This window comes from Arthrobacter sp. S39 (assembly GCF_004320525.1).
GTDB lineage: Bacteria > Actinomycetota > Actinomycetes > Actinomycetales > Micrococcaceae > Arthrobacter.
This window is the reverse complement of sequence record NZ_SIHX01000002.1, coordinates 295,491-320,742: the sequence shown is the minus strand read 5'-3', so window position 1 is coordinate 320,742 and position 25,252 is coordinate 295,491. Positions and strand designations below refer to the sequence as shown.

Annotated in this window: 21 protein-coding genes; 10 read left to right on the top strand and 11 right to left on the bottom strand. The window is 62.0% G+C overall.

What is annotated here, in order from left to right; translation table 11 throughout:
• Positions 1–24: 24 nt before the first annotated feature.
• Both EYS21_RS05390 and EYS21_RS05385 read left to right on the top strand, forming a co-directional pair.
• Positions 25–1,386: an MFS transporter gene (locus EYS21_RS05390; protein ID WP_131132169.1), complete on the top strand. Its 1,362-nt coding sequence runs from the start codon at positions 25–27 to the stop codon at positions 1,384–1,386.
• Positions 1,387–1,745: 359 nt separating this feature from the next.
• On the top strand, positions 1,746–2,369 hold the full coding sequence (locus EYS21_RS05385; protein ID WP_165478259.1) for a hypothetical protein: 624 nt from the start codon (positions 1,746–1,748) through the stop codon (positions 2,367–2,369).
• A gap of 248 nt (positions 2,370–2,617) precedes the next feature.
• On the opposite strand, the gene EYS21_RS23350 is transcribed toward EYS21_RS05385, so the two are convergent.
• The 6 genes from EYS21_RS23350 to EYS21_RS05360 all read right to left on the bottom strand — a co-directional run bounded on the left by EYS21_RS23350 (position 2,618) and on the right by EYS21_RS05360 (position 8,299).
• Positions 2,618–2,962 (bottom strand): hypothetical protein, encoded by a 345-nt coding sequence (locus tag EYS21_RS23350; RefSeq protein WP_165478258.1) that lies wholly within the window; start codon positions 2,960–2,962, stop codon positions 2,618–2,620.
• Between the two features lie 745 nt (positions 2,963–3,707).
• Positions 3,708–4,142, bottom strand: a complete 435-nt coding sequence (locus EYS21_RS05380) for a MaoC family dehydratase (RefSeq protein WP_131132167.1) — start codon at positions 4,140–4,142, stop codon at positions 3,708–3,710.
• Positions 4,143–4,228: 86 nt separating this feature from the next.
• Entirely contained in the window at positions 4,229–4,732 is a 504-nt protein-coding gene (locus EYS21_RS05375) for a flavin reductase family protein (protein ID WP_131132166.1), read from the bottom strand.
• A 195-nt stretch (positions 4,733–4,927) separates the two neighbouring features.
• Entirely contained in the window at positions 4,928–5,563 is a 636-nt protein-coding gene (locus EYS21_RS05370; protein ID WP_131132165.1) for a TetR/AcrR family transcriptional regulator, read from the bottom strand.
• Complete coding sequence (locus tag EYS21_RS05365; protein WP_131132164.1) at positions 5,554–6,819, bottom strand: MFS transporter; 1,266 nt, start codon at positions 6,817–6,819, stop codon at positions 5,554–5,556. The genes EYS21_RS05370 and EYS21_RS05365 overlap by 10 nt, the downstream gene beginning before the upstream one ends.
• A 94-nt stretch (positions 6,820–6,913) precedes the next feature.
• Positions 6,914–8,299 carry an LLM class flavin-dependent oxidoreductase gene (locus EYS21_RS05360; RefSeq protein WP_131132163.1) on the bottom strand — a complete coding sequence of 462 codons (1,386 nt, stop codon included), beginning with the start codon at positions 8,297–8,299 and terminating at the stop codon, positions 6,914–6,916.
• A 391-nt stretch (positions 8,300–8,690) separates the two neighbouring features.
• On the opposite strand from EYS21_RS05360, the gene EYS21_RS05355 reads away from it, so the two are divergent.
• From EYS21_RS05355 to EYS21_RS05345, 3 genes are all read left to right on the top strand, one after another.
• Positions 8,691–10,016, top strand: a complete 1,326-nt coding sequence (locus tag EYS21_RS05355; protein ID WP_207307685.1) for an MFS transporter — start codon at positions 8,691–8,693, stop codon at positions 10,014–10,016.
• Between the two features lie 621 nt (positions 10,017–10,637).
• Positions 10,638–12,143 carry an NAD-dependent succinate-semialdehyde dehydrogenase gene (locus tag EYS21_RS05350; protein ID WP_131132162.1) on the top strand — a complete coding sequence of 502 codons (1,506 nt, stop codon included), beginning with the start codon at positions 10,638–10,640 and terminating at the stop codon, positions 12,141–12,143.
• Positions 12,144–12,626: 483 nt separating this feature from the next.
• Complete coding sequence (locus EYS21_RS05345; protein WP_131132161.1) at positions 12,627–14,786, top strand: glycogen debranching N-terminal domain-containing protein; 2,160 nt, start codon at positions 12,627–12,629, stop codon at positions 14,784–14,786.
• Between the two features lie 371 nt (positions 14,787–15,157).
• On the opposite strand, the gene EYS21_RS05340 is transcribed toward EYS21_RS05345, so the two are convergent.
• Positions 15,158–15,661, bottom strand: a complete 504-nt coding sequence (locus tag EYS21_RS05340; protein ID WP_131132160.1) for a flavin reductase family protein — start codon at positions 15,659–15,661, stop codon at positions 15,158–15,160.
• Positions 15,662–16,083: 422 nt separating this feature from the next.
• Here EYS21_RS05340 and EYS21_RS05335 point away from each other — a divergent pair, with 422 nt between their 5' ends.
• Complete coding sequence (locus EYS21_RS05335) at positions 16,084–16,731, top strand: TetR/AcrR family transcriptional regulator (RefSeq protein ID WP_131132159.1); 648 nt, start codon at positions 16,084–16,086, stop codon at positions 16,729–16,731.
• 242 nt (positions 16,732–16,973) lie between these two features.
• Here EYS21_RS05335 and EYS21_RS05330 read toward each other — a convergent pair whose 3' ends face one another.
• Both EYS21_RS05330 and EYS21_RS05325 read right to left on the bottom strand, forming a co-directional pair.
• A complete protein-coding gene (locus EYS21_RS05330) occupies positions 16,974–17,705 on the bottom strand; it encodes an FCD domain-containing protein (RefSeq protein ID WP_131132158.1) in 732 nt (243 codons plus the stop codon).
• 35 nt (positions 17,706–17,740) lie between these two features.
• Positions 17,741–19,030, bottom strand: a complete 1,290-nt coding sequence (locus tag EYS21_RS05325) for an MFS transporter (protein ID WP_207307684.1) — start codon at positions 19,028–19,030, stop codon at positions 17,741–17,743.
• 89 nt (positions 19,031–19,119) lie between these two features.
• Here EYS21_RS05325 and EYS21_RS05320 point away from each other — a divergent pair, with 89 nt between their 5' ends.
• A complete protein-coding gene (locus EYS21_RS05320) occupies positions 19,120–19,674 on the top strand; it encodes a TetR/AcrR family transcriptional regulator C-terminal ligand-binding domain-containing protein (RefSeq protein WP_131132157.1) in 555 nt (184 codons plus the stop codon).
• A gap of 14 nt (positions 19,675–19,688) precedes the next feature.
• Here EYS21_RS05320 and EYS21_RS05315 read toward each other — a convergent pair whose 3' ends face one another.
• Together EYS21_RS05315 and EYS21_RS05310 are read right to left on the bottom strand one after the other, a co-directional pair.
• Positions 19,689–20,492, bottom strand: coding sequence for an alpha/beta hydrolase (locus tag EYS21_RS05315; protein WP_131132389.1), 804 nt, complete (start codon positions 20,490–20,492; stop codon positions 19,689–19,691).
• 166 nt (positions 20,493–20,658) lie between these two features.
• Positions 20,659–21,696 (bottom strand): LacI family DNA-binding transcriptional regulator, encoded by a 1,038-nt coding sequence (locus tag EYS21_RS05310; RefSeq protein ID WP_131132156.1) that lies wholly within the window; start codon positions 21,694–21,696, stop codon positions 20,659–20,661.
• Between the two features lie 110 nt (positions 21,697–21,806).
• Here EYS21_RS05310 and EYS21_RS05305 point away from each other — a divergent pair, with 110 nt between their 5' ends.
• The 3 genes from EYS21_RS05305 to EYS21_RS05295 all read left to right on the top strand — a co-directional run bounded on the left by EYS21_RS05305 (position 21,807) and on the right by EYS21_RS05295 (position 25,251).
• On the top strand, positions 21,807–22,985 hold the full coding sequence (locus tag EYS21_RS05305; protein ID WP_131132155.1) for a Gfo/Idh/MocA family oxidoreductase: 1,179 nt from the start codon (positions 21,807–21,809) through the stop codon (positions 22,983–22,985).
• 2 nt (positions 22,986–22,987) lie between these two features.
• Positions 22,988–23,983 (top strand): Gfo/Idh/MocA family oxidoreductase, encoded by a 996-nt coding sequence (locus tag EYS21_RS05300; RefSeq protein WP_131132154.1) that lies wholly within the window; start codon positions 22,988–22,990, stop codon positions 23,981–23,983.
• 161 nt (positions 23,984–24,144) lie between these two features.
• On the top strand, positions 24,145–25,251 hold the full coding sequence (locus EYS21_RS05295) for a (p)ppGpp synthetase (RefSeq protein ID WP_131132153.1): 1,107 nt from the start codon (positions 24,145–24,147) through the stop codon (positions 25,249–25,251).
• The last annotated feature ends 1 nt before the right edge of the window (position 25,252 follow it).

The window sequence follows — 25,252 nt, the reverse complement described above, 5'->3', positions numbered from 1 at the left end:
AGCACTTATCGATTGAGGAAATTCATGTCATCACCACTCGCCTCACCTAAAGGTCAAGGGCTCGACCCACGGCAACTGTTCAAGGTCCGCCTTGCCAGCGGAATCGGCTCGACCATCGAATGGTATTTATCGTTCGCTTACATCTCCGCCGCCGGTTTGATCTTCAGCACCCAGTACTTCGGTGCGTTGGGTCCCAACGCGCTCATCGTGTCCCTCGGCTCGGTAGCCGCCAGCTTCATCGCCAGTCCCGTTGGCGGCGTCATCGCCGGTCACTTCGGAGACCGCTACGGACGCAAAGCCACCCTCGTGGGAACCCTTGCCGTTATGGGCGCCGCCAGCTTGGGAATGGGACTGCTGCCAACCTACGATCAGATCGGGGTCCTCGCCCCGGTACTTCTGGTTATCTTCCGCTTCATGCAAGGCCTCAGCACCGGTGGTGAATGGGCAGGCGCTGCCTTGATGTCCGTGGAGCACGCCCCTTCAACGAAACGGGGCGCCTACGGTGTGTTCGTTCAGATAGGAGTGCCAGCCGGGCTTGTCCTGTCAACCGGGGTGTTTTTCCTTATACAGTTCCTCACTTCCCCTGAGCAGTTCCAGTCGTGGGGCTGGCGGATTCCGTTCTTTATAAGTGTGGTCCTGGTCTTGATTGGCTTGAAGATCCGCACCTCAGTTTCCGAAAGCCCGGTCTTCGCCGAGGTCCGGGAGTCCCATACCGAAGTCCGGGTGCCCCTGAAGGAAGCACTGCAGCACTACTCCAAACATATGTTCCTGGCCGGGGGCTCCTTCGTCGCCAACATTCTCGCCGGGTACCTGATGATTGGCTACCTCCTTTCCTACGCATCCAACGCCCTGAGCATGGATCCGCAGCCCGTCCTGTTCGTCTTGATGCTGGCGGCCGTCGTTTGGATCATTTCCACAGTCCTGGGAGGCCAATGGTCGGACCGCTTCGGGCGGAAGAAGACGATGATTATCGGCTACGCCCTTATGGGCCTGTGGGCCGTGCCGATGTTCCTTCTGGTCGATACAGGCTCGATCCTCGCCTTCGCTTTCGCAGTCTTCGTTCTGGCTGTTTCCCTGGGGGTGTCCTACGGTCCCCAAAGCGCTATGTTCGCGGAACTGTTTCCACCCCGCATCCGGTACACCGCTGCATCCCTTCCCTACGCGGTCGGAGGAATCATCGGCGGAGGATTTGCCCCTGCCATCTCGGAATGGTTGCTGGCGTCCACTGGAACGTCGTTGTCCATCGCGGTGTACCTGATGGGTTTCGTCGCGATCTCGATTGCCTGCCTCTTCCTGCTCCGGGACTCGTACTTCCAGGGCTTTCCCGACAACAGCTTCAAGGGAACAGCCGCTGTCCGGGCCGTAGCAACCCACACAGCCATCTAAGAAGGGTGCACCACCAAGGCCTAAAGCCTTGGACATGTTGGAGCCGAACCCTCACGCCGCGTGCACCGGGACCTTACGCCCCGTGTCATGCAGGTCTGAGCGTCGATGGTTATGCCCACGTCATCCAAGGTGACGTGGGCATAACCAGTGACGGCACCAGCCCCGGCCTCTTGTCGCTGGAAGGCTTCTCGTTCGAGGTTAGTTTGCAGGTGCCACGGGGGCGGCATCCAATGCACCGGCGTTAGCGACCATTGTCTAACTCTATCTCGTGGGTCCGCTCGCGCGATGGTTGGTACATTGATCGCTCGTGGACTCAGCCTCTCGATCTCGTACACACCCGGCTCCGGTATCAGAGCACCTTGGCCCAGGCAGCAGCAGAGGTAACGACTGGTCGAGACCTCGCACACCAACTGGAAGACGCCGGCCTCTTCCTTCGGCTTGACCGAACTGTTGAGCCGACACAGTTTCGCGGTGCAACAATCAGCAAGTCGGAGTTCCATCGCTTGGCCTCCATCGAACGCGTGTCCCGCAGCGGCCGCGTCCAACGCATTAGGAGCGGCGGCATTGACTTTTTTCGGGGCCACGAAGCCCGACCGCTAGGTGAAATTTACGTTGATTGCACAGCAACAGGGCTTGGGACGATTGCGCCAAAACCTGTTTTTGAAACAGGGCGGATGTCGTTGCAATATGTCACTCTTGGATACGCCTGCTGGAGCGCTGCGACATTAGCCGTCGTAGAAGCGACCCGAGGTGATGACGAAGAGAAGAATTATCTTTCGCTGCCGGTGATTTACACCGGACACGTTGATGATCTGCTCTCCTTAACCAGCGCCAGCCTCAACAGCGCTTCGCGGCGTGAAGCACAGCCAGAAATTGCGGCTTGGTCAAGTAGCACCAGGCTAAATCCGGCCCGGGGCCTCAACGAGCGAAAGCACCTGCCCGAGGTAGCCGCTGAAATAGCTCGGCTAAGGCAATGGCGTTAGTCAGCAATGAGCAACCTCGCAACTTACGTTGGCGCTCCCCAACACGCCGCTACAGGGGAGGATCTGCGGATCCTCGCCTAGTACTCAGCCAGTAGGTTGATTGCGCGTGCTGATTGGGCGGCTTGCCTCAGAGGCTGCTCTGAGGCCGGGGGGTGCTGTAGAGAACTTAGGGATGGTTGCAGGGCGTGGGTGTGTGCCTGTTTGAGGTTGAGGGGTTGCCGCTGGGCGCAGCCTTCCTGAAGGTTGCGTTAAAGTTCTGCTTTGCCGTTTTGCCAGGGGTGGCGGTACTTGATCAGGACGGTGCTTGGCGCCCGGGGACGCGTTTGACCGGTGCCTCGTGGGCTGCCATGGCGGCTGCAGCCTTGGTGAGGAACCCCGTGCAGGGCCTTTCGCATCGGGCATACCTCGGCGTAGGCGAAGCGGGTGTAGTCACCTACGGCGACGTGGACGTAGTCGAAAACCAGTTTCTGGTAGTGATGTGCGGTGGCTTGCCGGGCTTTGGACAGGGTCGGCTCGCCAGCCGCCACCGTCGGAATCCTGCCGAGTTTTTTGAACGGTCGGTGCGGATCATATCCCGGCGGCGTCGCGTTCACAGCGGCGGTCGAAGGCCCGGGCCGCCTGGATCTGTGCCCCTGTCACCGGCTCTCCAGGTCCCACAGCCTCGGCACGATCGCACGCCAGGATCCGAGAGGCGTCCGGCGCTGACCTCGCAGCGGAATGATTCCGCCGGCCTCGCGGTTCCACACCTTTGGTCAGGACCGCGGTAACCACTGTCGCCGGAGCTCAGTGATGGCAGGGATTTACTCAGCGGGTCCGATGCACAATGGTCCGCCGCACCTTTCCCGTTCAGCGTGGGCGTGTGCGCCGGCGGCGCGGCGTCAGTTCACTATGGGGGCGCTTGTCAGACTCCCATCAGGACATGGCAGCCTGCACGCCACCCCTCTTGTGAGGCTGGCCGATCGGTAGGTCATGGCAAAAACCCCGTTGAGGTGCTCACGCTTAGCCCGAATTACCGCAATTCGAGCCGCCTGGGTGCCCGGGAATACATCGGCTCCAGCTGCCTGCTTTTCGACGGCAGCCAAGGTCAGGGGCCGATGTGGGCGACGCGCAACTACGCGCAACGTCGATGGAAGCAAGAGGCCAAGCGGCCCCATAGGAAGGTATTCGTGGAAGGGTGCGGTGCCGGCATGCTAAACGAACTTTGTCCGTCTTGGCGTTGCCTAAATTCCGATCATCCGGCAGAAGTGAGGTGCACGACGCCGTGGGTGTTTAGCCTTACAGCCGTTACGGGCAAGTCGAGGTGACGTCAGGCGTTTGAACACCACTCACAGGTCGGCATCAACGGACCTCATTTGTCTGCATGGTGTAGCAGATGGCTGTTCCTTCGAGTACGACGGTGCCATCTCCTCGTACCACTGTGGTGTTGAGGTTGGTAATGGGCTTATCCTCTCGCACCTGGGTTACTTCTACCTGTCCGGTGATGACGTCACCTGGCCGTACAGGCGCCTTGAAGTTCCAGTTAACGTTAAGGAAGACCGTGCCCGGTCCTGGCAGTTCCTCGGCGACAACGGCGTTGAGGATGGCGCTGGTTACACCTCCCTGGACGACGATCTCTCCGAACCGGGATGCCTTTGCCACGTTTAGGTCGTAGTGCAGCGGGTTTCGGTCTCCACTGATTTCAGTGAACAGCGAAATGTCTTTTTCAGTGATGGTTCGCGACAGTTGTGCGGTCTGGCCAATACGGGGTCGATCGCGCAGCCAGTTGGAGGTCATGTCTGCTCCTTTGCTGGAAGCCAAGCAGGTGAGTGAACCGGCCCTCATCGAATGAAGGTAGTTGTGCTTGTCTCTCTACCTTCGGCTCAGCGGGAGCCGGCTAGGTCAAGGGACTTGAACTTGGAATCGTGGAAGATGATTGGGCTTTCCTGGAGGTGAACATCGGCACCGTGTACTTCCAGGAGCGCCACGGCATGGTCACCGGCGGGGTACTCGGCGAACAGGGAGCAGTCAAGCCAGAGCGAGCAGCCGGGGATTAGTATGGCTCCCCCGTCTGTCGAAATGTAGGAAATGTCGTCAAACTTGTCCGGATTTTTTGAGGCCAGTTGACGGCAGATTAACTCTTGACCGGCGCCAAGGATGGACACCCCGATTCGTTCAGCCTCGCGGAGGAAGGGCCAGGTAGTTGAGCTATTCTGCACGGCGACAGAGACCAGCGGCGGTTCAAGGGAGACTCCAACTGTGAACGACGATGCAGCCAGGCCTTTGGGTACTCCGTCCACTATTGCGCAAATGCCTGCAACGCCGGAGGGAAAGTTGGAGAAGGCTTTGCGGACATCCAGGGATTCAGAGACATTGATGACAGACATTTCGTTCCTTTCGACTGTGGCTGAGACATCCAAAGTGATTGTGAAAGTAAGCTCTCTTCGGAGTGCACTTTCATTATGCGTTTGCAGATGAAGTTTCACAAGAGGTGGGAGGGCAATTTTGGCGGCCAATACAAGGGCCGTCCATGTCCTAGGAGCAATGGAAGCTGCAGATAAAGTCAGTTCGACCGCGGTGCTTCAGCTCGTCAGTGTTTCAGCCAGTGCGGAGATGCGCGTCGCTAATCGCTGGTCTATTGTTTTGGGGTCGCGGCGGCGGGCGTGTGTGGCCAGCACTTCGTGAACATAGATCGCGTGGACGTTCTGTGCCATGAGACGCGGCGGTGATGGACGGAAGACTCCGGCGTCCTGGCCTCTGCGGATGACCCGTTCGACAAGGTCGTGCCAACGGTCGCCCTGCTCCAAGCCGCGCTGGCCGAAGTCTTCCGGGCTGAAAGAGTCTCGGACGTACACGTAGCCGCTGTCGGGGTCCCGCTTGTAAAGCCCTGCAAGGGATGTGTACATCGTTGTGATCCTGCCGATGTAGTAATTTGCCGTGCCATTTTCGGTGGTGTCTTTGGCGTCCTCGTCCAGGCAGGCTTGCAGCACGTCGTTGAAGAACTCCTCGTAGATGAGGAGAAAGAGGTTCTTTTTGTTGACCACGTAGCGGAAGAGCGTTGCCTCGCCGACGTCGGCCCTGGCGGCCACTTCCTTCGTCGTAATGCTGCAGTATTCATTTTCGGAGAGCATTTCGCGAGCGGCAGCCAAAATGCTTTCCATGGTCTGGCGTTTCTTCCGCTCGCGCAGGGTCATGGAGCCGTCTGCTGTCAGGGACACGATGCAAACTTGCCACTTGTGGCTGATTCAGTGCGATTACCACGTTGCGGACGCGGCCCCGACTTTAGCAACTGGAGGAGGGTGATTCCGACCACCGGGCCAAGGACGAGCGCAAGCACTGCCAGCTCCCAGCTCAGGGCCCCGGCAAGGAGCGGGAACAGGGCGATGCTGCCGGCGCTGATTGCATAGCCTCCAGCCATTTGCACCGAGAGCGCGCTGCCAACATGGGCTTCAGGGCAATGGTCGCGGAGCAGGGCAGAAAGAAGAGCCGACTCTCCGATAACGGTCATTCCCCAGAGGATGCACAAGGACAGCAAAACCGCTGGTCCCCAGGTGGCGCTTATCGCCACCAAGGTCGCTGCCGCACCTGAAAGCAGCATAAACATCTGCGAAATGATGATTTTGCCAAAGCGGTCGGCTAGGAGCCCGGCAGCGATACATCCCAAAGCACCCGAAGCGATGATGATGAAAGAAGCCACCGCAACCAGGCCAGTAGGCGCCGCACCGCCGGAAATACGGTGGGCGAACAGGGCCCCCACAAACGTCCACATGGCATAGAGCTCCCACATGTGGCTGAAGTATGCCAAGTTTACCAGCAGGACTTTGCGGTTCCTGAGCACGGCAAGTCCCTGACGCAGGCTGACGCGGGTTCCGGTGTCCCTGTACGGGGCGGTCCCCGGTACAAGAAGGAACATTAGGCCGCCGACAACTGAGCAGATACTCGTGGCAATAATGACAACCCGCCAATCCGCGCTTCCCACACCGTTGATTAGGTGCGGAGCTGCGGAGCCGATGGTCAGGGCGGCGAGCAGTGTGCTGGAGGCAAAACCTCGCCGTCCGGGGCTTACCCACGCCAAAGTTTCTCGGACGGCAACAGGATAGATTCCCGCCAGAAAGACTCCTGTGGCCAGCCTCAGCGCCAGTGCGGCCTCGAAGGTAGGAAACATTAGAAGCAGGAGATTGGCTGTGGCGGCGCCAGCGGCGCAGGAACTGTAGAGTACCCGAGCGCTGAGTCGGTCTGGTAGGCGCAGAAGCGCGGACGCGATGGCCCCGAGAATGAAGCCCGCCTGGACACCAAACGTCACCCAGAAGAGCTGACTGTCCGGAACCTGCCATTGAGCGGAAATGCCTTTGATGACAAATGAGGCAGAGAACCACACGCTGATGCTGAGCAGTGTCGCGACGCAGATAATCAGGACTGCACTCTTGGTGTGAGGTCTGGTGCTGACTGCAGCAACCGTTGCTGTGCCTGCCATGGTGGCCTTTCCGGGGCGTCGACGCGCTTGATGAGGACGGTCACGGAACCGAGGTGCGGCTGCACGTAGCAGCCGCACCTCGGTTCGTGCTGTTTTAGCTGGGGGCAAACCGGCTGGAGATGGAGTGGCTGGCAGCGGGGTGAGTTGACGAGACGTGGGGGTTGCCTTCCCCACGGACGTACTCGCGCAGCGTGGAGCCCTCGTAGTCCTTCCAGACCCGGCCCCGCTTCTGCAGCTCCGGCACCACCAGTTCCACGAAGTCTTCATAGTCCCCCGGTGAGACAGCGTACGAAAGATTGATGCCGTCAAGGTCGCCTTCGTCGACCCAGCGTTCAATTTCATCGGCAATCGTTTCAGGGCTGCCGGCGATGACGGGTTCCATCCCGCCGATGCTGAGATATTCCGCAATAGCGGCCGGAGTCCACTCGCGCGAGGGGTCGGCCTTGGTAAAGAGGTTCACCACGGTCTGGATCGAATTTGATTCCAGGTTCTTCAGCGGCTCGTGCAGCGGGAACTTGCTCAAATCAACGCCTGACCACCCGCCAAAGAGGGCCATCGCGCCCGCATGGGATGCATGCTTGCGATACTCAGCAAGCTTTCGTTCAGCGGCCGCGTCCGAATCGGCCACGACAGCCGTCAGCAGGGAAAAAATCTTCAGTTCGTCGCCGTTACGGCCCTCCGCCTCCGCCGTTGCCCGGATGTCGCCTGTTATCTGACGGCTGAGCGTGGGGTTCAGAACGTTAACGAAGAGCCCTTCGCCATGTTTAGCAGCGAAGGCGCGACCGCGCGGTGAACCGCCGGCCTGATAGATGACAGGAGACCGCTGCGGAGACGGTTCGCACATGTGGAAGCCCGGCACATTGAAATATTCCCCGGCATGACCAATGGGGTGGACCTTCTCAGGATCAACGTAGACGCCCCTTTCACGGTCAAAGACCACAGCATCGTCTTCCCACGAGCCTTCCCAGAGCTTGTAAACGACTTCCATGAATTCTTCGCCCAGCTCATACCGTTGGTCGTGGGCCATCTGCCCGGACATTCCATGGTTAAGAGCGGCGCTATTAAGGTAAGAGGACACCACGTTCCAGCCGATGCGGCCCGATGTTACGTGATCGAGAGTAGAGAGCCTGCGTGCGAGGGCGTAAGGGTTTTCGAATGTCACCGCCGCCGTGACGGCAAATCCCAGATTCCGGGTCGCAGCCGCCATCGCAGACACATACATCATGGGATCGTTAGCTGGAATCTGCACGCCGTCGCGCAGGCTGGGAGCAGCAGAACCCTCGAAAACGTCGTAGGGGCCAAGGACATCCGCCAGGAATAGAGCGTCAAACCGGCCCTTTTCGAGGAGTTTCGCCAAGTGTGTCCAATAGTCCAGCTGAGTGTAATTTTCGGTCTTGCTTCGGGGATGCCGCCACAACCCAGGGCTCTGGTGCCCGGGAGTCGCCATATTGAATGCATTGAGACTGATGCGCTTACTCATCATCGGCTCCTAGAGTCCTAAAAGTGATCGGACACTCCGATCGAAGTACGCACTCAGTAAAGCACGAATGGGTCTCACTGTGAAGCGCCGAGATGGGCGAAAGAATTCTACGAAGTGCATCTTGTGCCGTACGTCACGATCATGCTCTACTGGGAGTGCGCTCCTAACGAAGTGCACTCCGGTATTTCATTCGGCCGTCCATGCGGCCGGGATCCTACAGGTAGATAATTGTCTTATCTCGTGCAGGTCGCGCTCCGCGAACGTGTCGACGATAGGTGAACGCTCTGCCTCTCCAGGTCTGATAACAGTTGCGATGACGCTTCCCGTTGTCGCCATAGCTTTGGGATAAATCATGAGTAGTTTGCATACGAGTGGGGCCGCAGCCTTATCCATGAAGGACCGACTCCGGTCTGTACGGGCCGCAGCTGCGGGAAACATGCTGGAATGGTTCGACTGGACCCTTTACGGGATCTTCTCCACCTATCTGGCCGCCAACTTCTTCGACAACAGCAACCCCACGTCCGCGCTGCTGTCCACCATGGCCGTCTTCGCCGGCGGCTTTATTGCCCGTCCAGTTGGCGGCTTCTTTTTTGGCCGGCTCGGGGACCGAGTTGGACGACGGCTTACCTTGCTGGTCACGATGATGACTCTTTCGTTCACCACACTTGCCATTGCCCTGGTCCCAACTTACGACCAAATCGGGGCGTGGGCCTCGGTCATCCTGTTGGTGCTGCGCATGCTTCAAGGCCTGGCCCACGGCGGCGAAGCCGGCGTCTCGTACACCTATGTTGCTGAAATTGCCCCTAAGGAACGCCGGGGCCTCTGGACCAGTGTCGTCTACGTCAGCGTGATGATCGGCGTTATGGGCGCCACAGCCACGGCCGCCCTGTTGAGCAACCTGTTGGGCAGCGCGGTAATGAATGAATGGGGCTGGCGGATCGGCTTCGGACTCGGAAGTCTGCTCGCCCTGTACGTACTCGTCCTCCGGCGTTTTGCCAAGGAAACCGATGTGTTCACCGAGCAGAAATCCGACCAGCATCAGAAGCCAACCGGAAGCAAAATGTCACCGGCGGACCGTGCAAGGGTATACAAGGCATGCATTTACATTTTCCTTCTCTCCTCCTGCACCAACGTCGTCTACTACACTTGGGTAACTTTTGCCCCGGTGAACGCGATCACCTTGAAGGGCATGGACCCGGGCGGCGCCTACATCGCGAGTCTGCTGGCCCAGCTCATGGTGCTGTTCTTCCTCGTCCTGTTCGGCCACCTGTCTGACAAGGTGGGACGCCGCCCCATGGTCATGGCGCTCGGTATCGCGGTGATCCTGCTGATCGTGCCGATCCAGATGATTCTCACCGACCAGCCCTGGACCCTCTTCGTCGCCCAGGGGCTGGGCCTCACGGCCTGGGCCCTCGCCGTTGGCTTCTATCCGGCACTGATGGCCGAACTGGCACCGACATTTGCCCGGGCACGGGTGGTAGGTGTGATGACGTCACTGGCGGCAGGCGTCTTCGGGGGCACGGCACCCTATCTGTACACCTGGCTGACCAGCATCGGCCTGGCCTCTGTCTTCTACGTCTACCTGGCTGCACTTGCCCTACTGACCATCATCGTCGGCTTCAAAATGAAAGAAACCCGCGGAATGGACCTGAATGAGGACATGCACTCAGCCCTGCCCTCAAAGCAGTCCCAGCCATCCGGAGCGGCTTCAAGCTGAGCAAGCCTCGACAGGATTGAAGGGACTCACCCCATGCAACGCGAAGCTGGGACTCATACCGTCACGACTAAGTGCGACAGAACCGACTTCGAGACAGAGATGGAGAAGGAGACACAGGGGCTCGACGAAGCCGGCGCTGCCGTGGGCGGCAGTCGTCGCAGCGGAACTGACCTGGAGAATTTTCTGTCCAACCTCATGTACGGCGAATGAATTCCCCGGACAGCACCACTAGGAATTTAGGAACAGCATTGCCTAATCACAAGATGCCAGCATGGGCCATTCAACGAGTCAACACGGTGTTGGCTGAGGAGATCAGCTCCGGCCGTCGTCCAACCCATCAAGTCCTCGCGCGTCGGACGGGGCTAAGTAAACGCCTCATTCGGCGCTGCCTCATCGAATCCATCACATCCCCAGTAAACTCCGCTGGCCGGGCAACAAACCCCTAAGACCTGAGCACTCAATATCTTCGGGCTGCCTGACCCCGAGCTTCAACGGACCACACATCCGGCATGGCCTCAACGTCAGCCTCACTATTGACCCCGTCGCCCTGGAATACCTGAACGGCAATTGCCCACCACAGTAGAAGCCCCAACAACTATTCACATGATTGGAACATCCCCTATGGTGTCATCACTGACCACCCCACCCCTCAGTAGCCAAGCACGCGAAGGTGAACTGTTGGCTTCCATACCCACGGGTTTGCTGATCAACGGTCAGTGGCTCCCGGCGCAATCCCGGAAGACCTTCGACGTCGAGGACCCAGCAACAGGCAAGATCCTGCTGAGCATTGCCGACGCCGGTCCTGAAGACGGTGCGGCCGCCCTCGAGGCCGCTACTGCCGCCCAGGCAGATTGGGCACGCACGGCACCACGGGAACGCAGTGAGATCCTGCGCCGCGCTTTCGAATTGGTAACCGCAAGCGCCGAGGACTTCGCCCTGCTGATGACTTTGGAAATGGGCAAGCCTCTGACCGAAGCCCGCGGCGAGGTCACCTACGCGGCCGAGTTTTTGCGCTGGTTCTCCGAAGAAGCTGTACGCATCAGCGGGCGCTACTCCCAGGCCCCTGACGGCAAGAACCGCCTGCTCGTGCAGAAGAAGCCGGTAGGCCCGTGCCTGCTGATCACCCCCTGGAACTTCCCGCTGGCCATGGCCACCCGCAAAGTGGCCCCCGCCGTCGCCGCTGGTTGCACCATGGTTCTCAAGCCAGCGAACCTCACCCCGCTGACAAGCCTGCTCTTCGCCCAGGTTATGCAGGAAGCCGGACTTCCCGCCGGTGTCCTGAACGTGATTCAAACCTCCACCGCCGGTGCAGTCACAGGACCCCTGATCAAGGATGACCGTCTCCGAAAAATCTCCTTTACCGGCTCCACCCCGGTGGGCAAGGCCATCATCCGCGAAGCCGCTGGCAAGGTCCTACGCACCTCCATGGAACTAGGCGGCAACGCCCCGTTCGTGGTTTTCGAAGACGCAGACCTCGACAAGGCAGTAGAGGCCGCTATGGCGGCGAAGATGCGCAACATGGGCGAGGCCTGCACCGCGGCCAACCGCTTCATTGTGCACGAAGCCATCGCCGATGCCTTCGCGGAGAAGTTCGCCGCCAAGATCAGCAACCTCACCACCGCACGCGGTACCGAGCCGGAGTCCCAGGTGGGACCACTTATTGACGCAAAGGCCCGCGACGGCGTCCACGCTCTCGTCACGGAGGCGGTGGACGGAGGAGCGATGGCCCTCACCGGTGGAGCAGCCGTCGAAGGTCCCGGATACTTCTACCAGCCCACGATACTGAAAAATGTTCCTGCCGGCGCCCGCATACTGCAGGAAGAGATCTTCGGCCCCGTCGCACCAATCGTTACATTCTCCAGCGAGGACGACGCCATCCGCTTGGCGAACAATACCGAATACGGTCTGGTAGCTTACGTCTTCACTAAGGACCTTAACCGAGGCCTGCGCATGAGCGAACGCTTGGAGACCGGCATGCTCGGTCTGAACGCAGGCGTCATCTCCAACGCTGCCGCCCCCTTCGGCGGCGTCAAGCAGTCCGGCCTGGGACGTGAAGGCGGCATCGAAGGCATCGAAGAGTACCTCTACACCCAATATGTAGGTATCGCGGACCCTTACGCCGACTGACGTTCATACCTTCCCACCGCTCCCGCAACTGGAACGGTCGGCAATGCGGTGGGCCCTCCAAGAAACGTGGACCTCGTTCCCTTCTTGGAGGGCCCATCAGCCCCTAATGCACCGGCGCGTGGGCCCAACCGGGCCGGATCGAGGCCCTTCATTGTCAGGCTACGTCCTGTCGCCCAGATCGGAATAAGGGCCGAACCCGGAGGCGACTGGGTAGGGGCCCTGACGAGTGAGGAAGAAGCTCCCGCCGGCACACGCCGACGTCACATCGCCCTTGAAATGGCGCAAGGGTCAAAGCCGAACGGCAAACGTTTCGGATTCACTCTGGACGAACTTGCTGCCCGCAAGCCGCCGGATGTTCAACCTGCCGTCTATAGCGTGGGTCCCAGTGACGGGCGTAACTTGAAACAGAGAAATACCAGCAGGACTTGCAAAGGCTCCAGTCCGACCTAGGCGTTCATTGGCACTTGTTTGGAGGAAACAAGGATGGCTGGATGGAACAATGACACAGCAGCCGGGCCACTGGGTGCCGGAACTGTGACCTTGGTGGAGGGAACCTCGTTCTGTATCTCCTTGTCGAATGGCGACATCCATGAAGGATCCGCTCACGGAGTCTTCCTTCAGGACACACGTATGGTTTCGGGGTGGAATCTGACGATTAACGGCCAATCACTGGAGGCCTTAGCGTCCGAAACGCAGGAGCCATACAGGGCACTCTTCGTCGGACGGGTCACTCGAGTCGACGAGTATGCTGACAGCCCACTGATCGTTGAAAGACTGCGGGAAGTAGAGGCCGGGGTAACGGAGCGAATTACGGTGTGGAACTACTCCCTCAAGCCGGCGGTATGCGAGGTTTCGTTAAGCATTGCCTGCGATTTTGCAGACCTCTTTGAGGTGAAGGAGGCACGCACTCCTCGAAGATGGGACGAGATCCGCCAGCCTGAAGATGGGTCGCTCGTCATCCGAGCTGCATGGCGTGACGCGCGGAAGGGTGTGATCGTCAAAGCTCCGGGCGCAAAGATCGAACCGGAAGGCTTGTCATTCCGGTTCGAGATCGCACCACATGCCTGTTGGAAGACGACAGTCAGGATCGTTCCACTCCTGGATGGGCCCTCGTCATCCAAGCCTTCGGGGAGCCTGGAAGACACCCGAGGAGTGTCACCGAGCGACCGCCGTCGACAGGAATGGGTCGATAAGATTCCGGTGCTGCAAATCGGCAGCCCTTCCATAGAACGAACACTACGCCGCAGCTACGACGACCTCGGCGCTCTCCGCATAGAGGATCCTCACCATCAAAACCGCGTCGTCGTGGCCGCTGGCGCGCCGTGGTTCATGACCCTGTTCGGCAGAGACTCGCTCTGGGCCTCGCTTATGGCACTTCCCGTAGATCCATCCTTAGCTTTGGGGACGCTTCAGACATTGGCTGACCGGCAAGGTACCCAAGTCGACCCGATCAGCGAAGAAGAACCGGGCAAGATCCTCCACGAAGTCAGACTGGACATCTCCAGTGGTCTTTCCCTAGGGGGCAAGTCCATCTACTACGGCAGCGTAGATGCAACACCGCTGTTCGTCATGCTCCTAGGATCAGTCAGTCGCTGGGGATTCTCTGCAGATACCATCACCAACCTCCTTCCGCACGCCGACCGCGCACTGGAATGGATCCGTAGGCATGGAGATAGGGATGGAGACGGGTTTGTCGAGTATGAGCGGCTGAATGACCAAGGACTCATCAATCAAGGCTGGAAAGACTCTTGGGATGGGATTAATTTTGCAGACGGTACCCTAGCTGAACCTCCAATTGCGCTCTGTGAAGTTCAGGCGTACGTCTACATCGCCTACCTCGCGCGCGCTTGGATGGCATATGACGCCGGAGACACAAATCTGGGAGATGCCTGTGCTGCCCGCGCAGCTGACTTGAAAAAGCGCTTCAACGAAAAATTCTGGATACCCGAACGGGGCTACTATGCCATCGCCCTTGATGGCAGTAAGCGGCAGGTAGACGCGTGCGCGTCCAACATGGGCCACTGCCTGTGGCTTGGTCTAATCGATGAAGACAAGGCACCAATCGTGGTTGAACGGCTGATGTCTTCGGAGATGTTCAGCGGATGGGGCATTCGGACACTCGCGAGCGATATGGGCGCCTACAACCCTGCAAGCTACCACAACGGCTCGGTTTGGCCACACGATAATGCCATTATCGTGGCGGGCCTGGTTCGTTATGGTTTCATCTCCGAAGCTCAACGAGTTGCAACGGCACTGCTCGAGGCGGCCGATTATTGCGATGGTCGTCTTCCGGAACTCTTCTGCGGTTTCGAACGGGAAAGGTTTAGGGAACCGATTCCTTACCCTACTGCCTGCTCGCCGCAGGCTTGGTCCGCGACGGCTCCGATCCTGCTTATTACAAGCTTGATGCAGTACGACACCCACGTTTCACGCGGAGGTCTATGGATGGATCCCGTCCTCCCGGAATCCTATGGCGACCTCCACATCAGTAATGCCCCCATGAGCGACAGCCGCCTCACCATCGACATCGTCAACGGGCTGCCGTCCATCCAGGGGCTGCCCAGCGGGATGACATTTCATCGCGGCCACCGCCCCTGGTTGACGGAACTGGTAGAGCAAGCAAGGCGAAGCCCAACTCCTTAGTACTGCTGCCAAGGGGGCTACCCCAACGGCTCCCAATCCCAGTCGTGGACCAACCTGAATGTCAATGTCGTAGCCAAGGCCTCCCGCAGCAACGTCGACGGAATTCTCAGCCGCACCGCGTCGCTGAGGGCGGCTGGTAAACAGCACCGGCTCCCCCTTTTCGCCGGACGTCGGTGCAACATCGGCTAGGAGTAACTAGCGGGTCTCACAGCCGTCCAGTTGTCCCCCTATTTCTGGACGGCATCATGAGTTCAGCAAGGCCGGCCGGATCGAATGATGCGGAAACGTCTCCATGAGTGGGGAAATCCGCTTCTGCCCCTGTCCGCCATGACGACCTTCGATGCCAGCAATTTCACAAAGGGCCTGGCGGCTTAGATTGCTAGCGGGGCCTCTAGAAACTTGAACAGGGACTCGTGGAGGATGATGGGACTCTTGTCCGAATAGGCTTGCGCAGATTCCACTTTGAGGAGTATCACCGAATGATCTCCGGCGGGAAGTTCCGCGAAGATGGAGCACTCCAGCCACAGGGAACAGCCAGGGACAATGATCGCTCCGTTATCGTTGACGCGGTAAAGGATGTCATCGAACTTGTCAGCCCTGCGCGATGCCATCCGAAGGCATGTTTCCTGCTGCTCCGATCCCAAGATGGAGACACCAATCCTTTCGGCGTTACGGAGAACAGGCCAAGTAGAGGACGTGTGTTGAACCGAAAAGGAAACGAGAGGTGGATCCATGGAGACTCCTACCGTGAACGACGAGGCCACAAGTCCCTTAGGAACCCCTTGTACCATCGAGCTGATCGCAGCTACCCCAGTCGGAAACTTTGAGAAAACCTCTTTGAGGTCAAGTGATTCAGTGACAGCGAGCGTAGTCATGGCTTTCCTTCCGCAAGTCGAGCTAATTTGAAAGTGTCATCCTTTCGGAGTGCACTTTCATTACATCACTTAGTGAGGGAGGGCACAAGGGTTAAAGTGCCTGCCACTGTTTGAAGGTATTGAAGTTTCGTTCGCCGTCGCGAAATGGGTCCGGATTGCCCTTGATGAGTATGCCTTTGTCGCTGCCAGCACGGTGGGGCGGCGGGTGCATGGCCTGCCCGGGCCGGAGCGGGTGATCTTCAGCTGGTCTTGCACTAAGAACAGCGAACTCAAATTTAGGAGGTTGCCCTAGGTGCCAAGAAGCTCGTGTCTTGCATCGGGTGGTGACTACGAGGACGCTAGGCTAAACGGGAGGCTGTCGGGCCTGCAGTCACCCACCGTGGCTATCGCCGCTATTCATCATGGGCTGGTAAATTGCAGTTGTGTCCCTTATATCTGACGGCCCCCTGACTCTGCGTGAGCGGAAGAAGCGCCAGACCATGGAAAGCGTTTTGGCTGTCGCTCGTGAGATGCTCTCCGAAAAGGAGTACGACAGCATTACGACGAAGGAAGTGGCCGCCAGGGCCGGCATCGGCGAGGCAACGCTCTTCCGCTACGTGGTCAACAAAAAGAACCTCTTTCTCCTCATCTACGAGGAGTTCTTCAACGACGTGCTGCAAGCCTGCCTGGACGAGGATGCCAAAGACACCACCGAGAATGGCACCGCCGAATACTACATCGGCAGGATCACAACGATGTACACATCCCTTGCCGGGCTCTACAAGCGGGACCCTGACAGCGGCTACGTGTACGTGCGGGACTCTTTCAGCCCGGAAGACTTCGGCCAGCGCGGTTTGGAACAGGGCGACCGTTGGCACGACCTTGTCGAACGGGTCATCCGCAGAGGCCAGGACGCCGGGGTACTCCGTCCGTCGCCGCCGCGTCTCATGGCACAGAACGTCCACGCGATCTATGTTCACGAAGTGCTGGCCACACACGCCCGCCGCCGCGACCCCAAAACAATAGACGTCAGGTTGACCAACCGCTTAGCAGCCCTGCTTGAACCCATGAAATTAACTGCAGGGCAGTAGGAACCACCGGGCAGGCTCGTTAGAAACCAGAGAACTCGGCGCTCTTACTGGCGAGGTTGTCCAGTTGGGGCACACCCCAACCTGACGTCAGGCTGCCACTCAAACACTGTCAGATTAGGGTCTGATGGCTGTTTCCCGTACGCCTCCGGCCGACACTCTTAGACTCCAACCTGACAGGCGGTCCTGCCGACACCCTCGCCACCGCGGGCAACGCGAATTGGCACGTGGCCGGACGGTCGGCCCTACCGCGAAGCAACATCCTTAAGCTTGAGCCGGATGCCGTCAAAATGGCGCTGCAGCCGTTCGGACGCCAGCGCCTTGTCCTTCTTCTCCACGGCCTCGTAGATGTCCCAGTGGACGCGGGCCTGTTCCTCGAGGTTGACCGGGCCGGAGCCGAGCGCCTGGTGGATCTGCCGGTAGACCTGCCAGAACACATCCATCAGGTTGATGAGCAGCTCATTGTTCAGCGGCGCGTAGAGCCGGCGGTGGAATTCGGCGTCGTGCTCGGCCAGCGCCTCACCCTTGGCCGCTGCCGCCTCCATGGCTTCCATGGTGGCCCGCAGGTCCGCGAGGTGCTCGGCGGTCATGAGCTCGATCGCCGAACCGATAAGGCCTGATTCCAGGGCCTGCCGGACGTCGATCAGCTCCATGGCCTCTTCGCCCTTGTGCCGCAGCGACAGGCGGCCGCGGAACGTCAGCCCCGATACCAGGGCGCTGAAGTTATTGGGGGCCACGAACATGCCGAAGCCATGCCGGATCTCAATCACGCCCAGCGCCTGCAGCACCTTCAGGGATTCCCGGACCGTGTTGCGGCCCACGCCCAGCTCGGCTGACAGCTCACTTTCGGTGGGAAGCGCGTCCCCCACGTCCAGGCCCTGCTCCAGGATGAGCTCCATGATCCGCGTCTGCAGCGCGTTGGACCTGATCTGGGCGCTGAAACGGGCTGGCGATACTTCTCGCGATGCAAGGGCCACGTGATCTCCTCCTTGTCGCCTAGGCGACTCTCTTGCTACAGCTTACCGGAGATGGGATGTCCAATGTCTAGTGGCGCCCCGCATGTTTGTAATGTAACGGGCGGCACCTGTGATTCCCGGTTCCGTGGGCGTACTGTCCACGTCCCGATCAGGGCCGTCAGGCCCAGCGCGATCACCAGGGCGCCGTACGCCGTCGCCGTCGTCCGGATCCCGGCGAACGGAACCGCGACGCCGGCCGCGACGGACGGCACGCCCATAGCCAGGTAGCTGACCACGTAGAACGCCGCGAGCAGTCCGGCGCGCTGATGGCTTTCGGCCAGCGGCATGACACTGCGCATCGCGCCTTGGAAGCCGGCGCCGAATCCGATGCCGGCAACCGCGGTGCCCGCGAAGAAGAGCCACGCACTTCCGGTGTTCGTTCCCACCAGGGCGACGGCGACCCCCGCCACCAGCGCAACGGAACCGATCCGCAGGACGGCGGCCGCCGCCGTCGTACGCAGCACGAGGACCGCCACCGCTCCGCTCATGGTGAGCGCGAAGGCCGTCCACCCGCCGATGAGGGCCGACCGGGAACCCGTGACGTCCGCGGCCAGGGTCGGCCCCAGCGAGAGGAAGAACCCGCCCAGCGCCCAGACCGCAACCAGCGCCGGCGCTACGGCGAGAAGCGGAATCCGTGCAGGCCCGGGGACGCTCAGCGTGGGCCGCAGCGACGCTAGGACACCCGGCGAAGCCGTTCCGGCAGGCGCCATCAGGGCGGCAGCAACAAACAGCAGGACCAGGAGCGCGAGCAGAACCAGGTACACCAGATGCAGCGGGTTGGGGCCGTACTCAACCAGCGCCGCCGAGCCCAAGGCCCCGGCGGCGAGCCCCACTATGGGCGCGACGCTGTTGATGAGGGGCGCGCGGCGCGGGTTCAGGTCCGCCAGGCCGGCCGCGAGCGCCGCCGTTGCCGCACCGGTGGCAAGCCCCTGCACCAGCCGGGCCGCAATGAGCATCCAGACGTCGGCGGCGGCGAGGAACAGTACGATCGACACGATCTCTAGCGCCAGGGATGACAGGACCACGCTCTTTCGCCCCAGGTAGTCCGAGAGCGAACCCACTGTCAGCAGGGCGGCGAGGAGGCTGACTGCATAAACGGCGAAGACGGACGTCATCAGCGCGGGCGTCAGCTCCCACTCGGCCTGGTAAACGCGGTACAGCGGCGTGGGTGCGCTCGAGGCTGCCATAAAGCACATGGCCGCCAGGGCGTAGACCGCGAATGCCGCCCGCCGGCGTGATTCTGCGGGCGGGACCGGCCGGCCTGGCCCCTGATTGATGGTTTTCACTGGCGGTTCTCCTAAAGCAATTGGTTAGCTTTTAGGAGCCTAGCGGAGATGGTGAGCTAAAAGCAATATCTTTGCTTTAGTATGGTGGCATGGCAACTAAGACCCCAGTACGGCCGGGCGGGCGGAGCGCCCGGATCCAGCAGAGCGTGCATCTGGCCGTCAACGAACTGCTGGACGGCGGCAACCGGGAAGACCTGACCGTTCCCCTCATCGCGGCACGCGCCGGGGTCACACCGTCCACCATTTACCGGCGCTGGGGCGATCTTCCCGCCCTCCTGGCCGATGTGGCCGCCCAGTATTTTGAGACCGACGAAGTGCCGCAGGAAACCGGCGCCTTCGACTCGGACCTGCGCGCCTGGGGGCACCAGTTCCATGAGGAAATGTCATCCCCCACGGGCGTCCAGTACATCCGCGACGTCCTCGTGGGCGATCAGGGGGGCCATTCCGGTGCCTGTGCCGGCTATGCCCTGGCACAGGTCGAGCAGATCGCGCAGCGCTGGCCGCAGGCCAAGGAACCCAGCGTGCCGGAGATCATGGACCACCTCGTGGCACCCCTGATGTACGGGATCGTTTTCGCCGGGAACCGGCTCAGCGCAGCCGACGTCGATGCGCTGGTTGACCGGCTCCTTCCGCCGGAAGACTGACCCGCGCCGGTGCGTCAGCCCAGGAGCTGCCGCACCAGCTCCCGGCACTCCCGGTAGGCGGCGGACTTGGGGTCGATCAGGTCGTAGTGGTCCCCCGGCACCTTGGTCAGCCGCACCGTCATGCCGGCGGCGACGGCGGCAGCAGCGTAGGACTCGGACTGGCTCAGCGGCACCGTGGTGTCGGCGGCCCCGTGGACCACGTGGACGGGCACGTCCAGCGGGATAGCCGTCATCGGGTCGGCGTACCTGAGGCGCAGCGGAAACTTCGACGACGACCCGCCCAGCAGGTTGCTCACGGCACCGTTGCTGAGGTCCAGCTTCTGTGCCTCGGCCAGGTTGAGCAGCCCGGACTGGCTGACCACACCTGCCAGCCGGACCGCGCCGCTGCCGCTTATCCGCAGGACCTGGCGGTCGGCGTCGGGCAGTCCCAGCTGCGCCAGCCGGGCGCGGCCCGCCGCCCACACAGCCAGGTGGCCGCCGGCCGAATGGCCCAGGGCCACCACGCGGTCCAGGTCCAGCGAGTGGTCCGCGGCGAGGTCGGCCAGCTTGTCGATTCCAGCCAGCACGTCCGCGAAAGTGTTGGGCCAGCCGCCGCCGTTTCCGGCCCGGCGGTACTCCAGGTTCCAGGCGGCCATTCCGTGGGCAGCCAAATCCTTGGCCAGCGGTTCGCCGAGCTCGGCGCCGTACTGCGACCGCCAGTAGCCGCCGTGGATGACCACCACCACGCCCCGGCGCGCGCCGCCGTCGGGCAGTTCCGGAAGGTACAGCTCCCCGAACTGGCTCGGATCCTCACCGTACTGATACTTATGCCGCTGCACTGCGCCCTCCCCCGGCCCTCCCGAAAGAGACCCTTCCCCCGCGGGGACGGTCCCCTCAGAGCCTGGCGAACATGCGGCGCCCAGAACGCCGACGCCTGCCGCGGCGGCGCCGGCCAGCGCCGTTGAGACAAACGTCCGACGCCGCAGCCCAGCCATGTGCCCGAGCCTACCGTGCGGTGCCGGGCGGGGCCGTGGAACCCCGGACCTCGAGCGACGTGGGCACGAGGTGGATCCGCTGCCGCTGCACGGAAGCCTCCAGCCGCTCGATGAGGTACTTACCGGCCTGCACTCCCACCGCCAGGTTGCCGTTGTCCACCGAGGTCAGCGAGATGTGCCGGATCCGGGCAAGGTAGGTGTTGTCGTAGCCCACCACTGACAGGTCCGCGGGCACGCTGAGCCCCTGGTCCGCGGCAGCCGAGAGGGCGCCGATCGCGGCGAGGTCGTTGAAGGCGAAGATGCCGGTGGGACGGTTGCCCCCGGCCAGCAGCCGGCGGGTGGCCGCATAGCCGCTTTCCTCACTCATGCCGCCGTTCTCCGAGTACTCATCCGGGTCCAGGCCGGCCTCGGCCATCGCCGCACGGAACCCCGCCAGGCGGAGGGTGCCGATCTCGCCCGGCCCGCGCAGGTGGGCAATGTGGCGGTGGCCCAGCTCTATGAGGTGCCGGGTGGCACTGCGGGCGCCGGCGTCGTCGTCGTCCACCACAATGTCCACGCCGGGAAGGTTGGGGTCGCGCGTGCCGGCGAGCACCACGGGAATGGATTCGGCGGCCGCCTGGATTGCCTCGGACTCGGGGGTTGTCCCGACGACGACCAGCCCGTCGATCCCCTGGTGCACCAGCGCTTCCACCGAGCGCCGCCCGATCCGCCGGTCCGTATAGCTGTCAGCCAGCAGGGGCGAGAGCCCGGCCGTGTGCAGTGTGGCGGAAAGCCCCTCGAGCAGCTCAACGAACCAGGGGTTGCGCAGGTCGTGGAGCAGCACGCCGACGGTGCCGCTCCTGGTCCGCGAGAGCCCGCGTGCGTGTGCGTTGGGACGGTAGCCGAGCTCGGCGATGGCCTCGAGGACCACCCGACGGCGGGAGTCGCTGACGTGCGGGGCATCGCGGAGCACGAGCGAAACCAGCGATTTGGAGACACCTGCGCGCTCGGCAACGTCACGGATGGTGGGCTGCCGGACCGGGCGGGCACCGGCATCGGATTCAGGCATGCAACTCCTCGGGTCGGATCCAGTCTAGGGCTTGCGCAAGTCGATGGGCTGCCCCAATATGGAACGGTCTATATTTGTCCAAACAGATGTGTCCACACAAGGAGTCAACGATGACGGAAGCAGGACGGCGCCTTCGGGCCGGAATGGTGGGAGGCGGTGCAGGTGCTGACATCGGCAAGACGCACCGGTACGGAATGCGCCTAGATGACCGGTACGAACTCGTGGCCGGCGTGTTCGGCCGCGACGCCAGCCAGGCGTCCCGCGTGGCCACGGAACTCCACATCCCGGAAGGCCGGGCTTACGCGGGCTTCCGCCAGATGGCCGCGGCGGAAGCCGCCCGGCCCGACGGGATCGACGTCGCGGTGGTGGCCACCCCCAACGACAGCCACTTCGCCATCGCGAAGGCGTTCCTCGAACGCGGCATCGCGGTGGTGTGCGAAAAGCCGCTGACGGGTGACTCCGCCACGTCCGCCGAGCTGGTGCGCCTCGCCGAAGAGAACGGCACCATCCTGGCGGTCCCGCACTGCTACTCCGCGTACGCCATGGTCCGCCAGGCTGCGCGAATGGTCCGCGACGGCGCCCTGGGACGCATCACGTTCGTCGACGTCGAACACGCCTCCGGCTGGGCATCAACCCCGCTGGAGCTCACCGGACACAAGCAGGCACAGTGGCGCACCACCCCTGAGGTGGCCGGATTCCCCAGCGTTGTTGCTGACCTGGGCACCCACGCCTACCAGCTGGCGCGCTACATCACGGGATTGGAAACAGACGAGCTCACGGGCCAGCTGCAGACACTGGTGCCCGGCCGGGAAGTCTTCGACCACGCCACGGTTTCGCTGCGCCTCACCGGCGGTGTCACCGGCAGGATCTGGGCCAGCATGGCCGCCACCGGCCATAACCACGGGCTGCGGATCCGGGTCTTCGGGGACAAGGGCAGCCTGGAATGGCAGCACGAAGACCCGCACCACCTCTCCGTGCAGGACCTGGCGGGAACCACCACCATCCTGACCCACGGCCTCAGCACGCTGTCCGACGACGCCGCCCGCCTCACCCGCGTGGGCCTCGGACACCCCGAGGGCTTCCTTGAAGCGTTCGGAAACTTCTACCGCGACCTCGCCGACGAACTCACCGCACGGCGCGACGGCACCCCGAGCACCATCCGCGAGCTGTCCTTCCCCACCGGAATTGACGGCCTCGTCGGCGTGCAGTTCGTCGAAGCCGTCGCCGCGTCCCACGCCAACAACGGCGCCTGGACGGTCCCCGCCAGCGCATCCCTCCAGGAGGTCTGACGATGCAGCGCTTCGCCCTGATTGGCGCCGGATTCATCGGCACCGTCCACGCGGCCAGCCTGGCCGCAAACCCCGACGTCGACTTCCGGCTGGTGTACGACGTCGACACGGCCCGGGCAGGGGCCGTCGCCAGGAAGTTCGGCGCCGCCGTCGCACATTCCCTGGAGGACATATTCGACGCCGGTGAGGTGGACGCCGTCTTCACCGCTTCCTCGACGGACACCCACGCGGCCCACCTTCGCCGCGCCGTCGACGCCGGCCTGGCCGTGCTCTGCGAGAAGCCCATCGACCTCGACCTGTCGCAGGCCAGCGGCATTGTGGCGTATGCCCTGGAGCGTTCTTCCCGCGCCATGGTGGACTTCAACCGCCGGTTCGACCGCGATTACGCCGAGCTCAAGCGCATTGTGGACTCCGGCGAAATCGGCAATGTGGAACTCATCCAGCTCTCCAGCAGGGGCCCTTCCATGCCTCCGCTGGAATATCTCGCGACATCGGGTGGCCAGATGCGGGACCAGGCCGTCCACTTCTTCGACCTCGCCCGCTGGATCTCCGGCCTGGAACCGGTGGAGGTCTTCGCCACGGGCTCTGTCCTTGCCGAGCCGCGGCTGGCGGAAATCGGCGACGTGGACACGTCCGCGGCAACACTCCGGCTGTCCTCCGGGGCGCTGGTGCAGATCGACTGCACCCGACGCACCGGCTACGGCTACGACGAACGGATCGAGGTCCTGGGCTCCACGGGAATGGCCGAGGCCCGCCGCCAGCGCGACGGCAACGTGTCCCGGTATGGTGCCGGCCGGGTGGTGGACGACGGTCTTCACGAGGGCTGGTTTGAACGCGTCAAACCGACCTACGCTGCCGCCCTGGCTTCCTTTGTGGACGCGCTGGAGAACGGTTCGGCCATCAGCCCCTCGCTGGAGGACGGCCTCAAGGCGCAAGCCATCGCGGAAGCGGCCACGCGTTCCCTCGCCACAGGGAAGAGCGAGCTGATCAAGTACTGACGCCTCATCCGACGCTCTATCACCTAATGTGGCCTTTTCCCGATCCCTCTCTCACCCGGTGATAGAGGGATCGGTATTTTCATGCATCAAGTGAGAGCGTCGCCGGGTGGCCCGCGGTGTCAGCGGATCCCACTATCGGACCCCCGCCGTAAGCTGGAGCCATGCCGAGTAACTGGGACAGCCTCGATGTCAGCCTCCGCGAATCCGTGCAGGAGAACGTGGAGATCTACGAGCGCGTCCGCCCTGCCCTGAAGCTGGTCACCAAGGACGTCCTGCACATCCTCCGCGACATGCTCAAGGACACCGAGGTAACCCCGCTGTTTGTCACCGGCCGCACCAAATCCGTGGAGTCCTTCAAGGAAAAGATCTCCCGCATCGAGGAACCCCTGGAACCGGGCGGGCCGCCGGTCCTGAAGTTCCCGGACCCGTTCCGGACCCTGAACGACATGGTGGGGGTCCGCGTCATCACCAAACTGCCGGCGGAAAACGCCCTCGTGGCCAACCTGATCAAACGCCAGCGGAACGTGTTCGACTGCCGCGGCGACCGCGAAAAGGACATCGGTTCCATCGAGTCCGGCACCTACGGCTACTCCAGCCGCCACCTGATCCTGAGAACCATCCAGAACGAGGCCGTCAAGGAGTACCAGCAGGCCTTCAATCCGGACATCCAGCCCAACGGCAGCTACTTCTTCGAATGCCAGATCCGCACGGTTTTTGCGCACGCCTGGAGCGAGATCGAGCACGACATCCGGTTCAAGGCCGAGGACCCCCGCGCCTGGACGCCGCACTTCGACCGGCAGTTCACGGCCACGGCCGCCATGCTGGAGACGGTGGAGAGCGCCTTCGCGGACCTGCACGAGCGGTATGAGGAAGTCCGCAGTTTTTGGGACGTTGATGGTGAGGGCGGCGCCCAGCTCACTCCCAACCGCATCCGGGACGTCTGGCGTACGCTGCTGCCGCACGTGGACCGTAAAGTTGATGATGACTGGGGCTGGGCCGCCGAACTCATGGCGGCGCACGGCCTCAACCAGACCGTGCAGCTCGCCGGGCTGCTCAGCGCCAACCGGATCACCGAGGTCCGCAAGGCCCTGGACCACCGCTACTCCCCTGGCCCGGACCGCCTGCTGGATGACCTCCTGCTGTGGCAGTACGGAACCAAGCACATTGACCTCACCGCCGAGGCGCCCGACGCCGTTCCGCACCCGCGGCGCGACAGCCTCCTGCGGCGGCTGAAACAGATCGAGCGTTACCGCCAGACCAAGAAATAGG

Coding starts and splice junctions, on each gene's coding strand:
- EYS21_RS05390 (WP_131132169.1), top strand. CDS start 25: ATGTCATCACCACTCGCCTCACCTAAAGGTCAAGGGCTCGACCCACGG.
- EYS21_RS05380 (WP_131132167.1), bottom strand. CDS start 4,142: ATGACCTCCAACTGGCTGCGCGATCGACCCCGTATTGGCCAGACCGCA.
- EYS21_RS05375 (WP_131132166.1), bottom strand. CDS start 4,732: ATGTCTGTCATCAATGTCTCTGAATCCCTGGATGTCCGCAAAGCCTTC.
- EYS21_RS05365 (WP_131132164.1), bottom strand. CDS start 6,819: ATGGCAGGCACAGCAACGGTTGCTGCAGTCAGCACCAGACCTCACACC.
- EYS21_RS05360 (WP_131132163.1), bottom strand. CDS start 8,299: ATGAGTAAGCGCATCAGTCTCAATGCATTCAATATGGCGACTCCCGGG.
- EYS21_RS05355 (WP_207307685.1), top strand. CDS start 8,691: ATGAAGGACCGACTCCGGTCTGTACGGGCCGCAGCTGCGGGAAACATG.
- EYS21_RS05350 (WP_131132162.1), top strand. CDS start 10,638: ATGGTGTCATCACTGACCACCCCACCCCTCAGTAGCCAAGCACGCGAA.
- EYS21_RS05345 (WP_131132161.1), top strand. CDS start 12,627: ATGGCTGGATGGAACAATGACACAGCAGCCGGGCCACTGGGTGCCGGA.
- EYS21_RS05340 (WP_131132160.1), bottom strand. CDS start 15,661: ATGACTACGCTCGCTGTCACTGAATCACTTGACCTCAAAGAGGTTTTC.
- EYS21_RS05320 (WP_131132157.1), top strand. CDS start 19,120: ATGGCAACTAAGACCCCAGTACGGCCGGGCGGGCGGAGCGCCCGGATC.
- EYS21_RS05310 (WP_131132156.1), bottom strand. CDS start 21,696: ATGCCTGAATCCGATGCCGGTGCCCGCCCGGTCCGGCAGCCCACCATC.
- EYS21_RS05305 (WP_131132155.1), top strand. CDS start 21,807: ATGACGGAAGCAGGACGGCGCCTTCGGGCCGGAATGGTGGGAGGCGGT.
- EYS21_RS05300 (WP_131132154.1), top strand. CDS start 22,988: ATGCAGCGCTTCGCCCTGATTGGCGCCGGATTCATCGGCACCGTCCAC.
- EYS21_RS05295 (WP_131132153.1), top strand. CDS start 24,145: ATGCCGAGTAACTGGGACAGCCTCGATGTCAGCCTCCGCGAATCCGTG.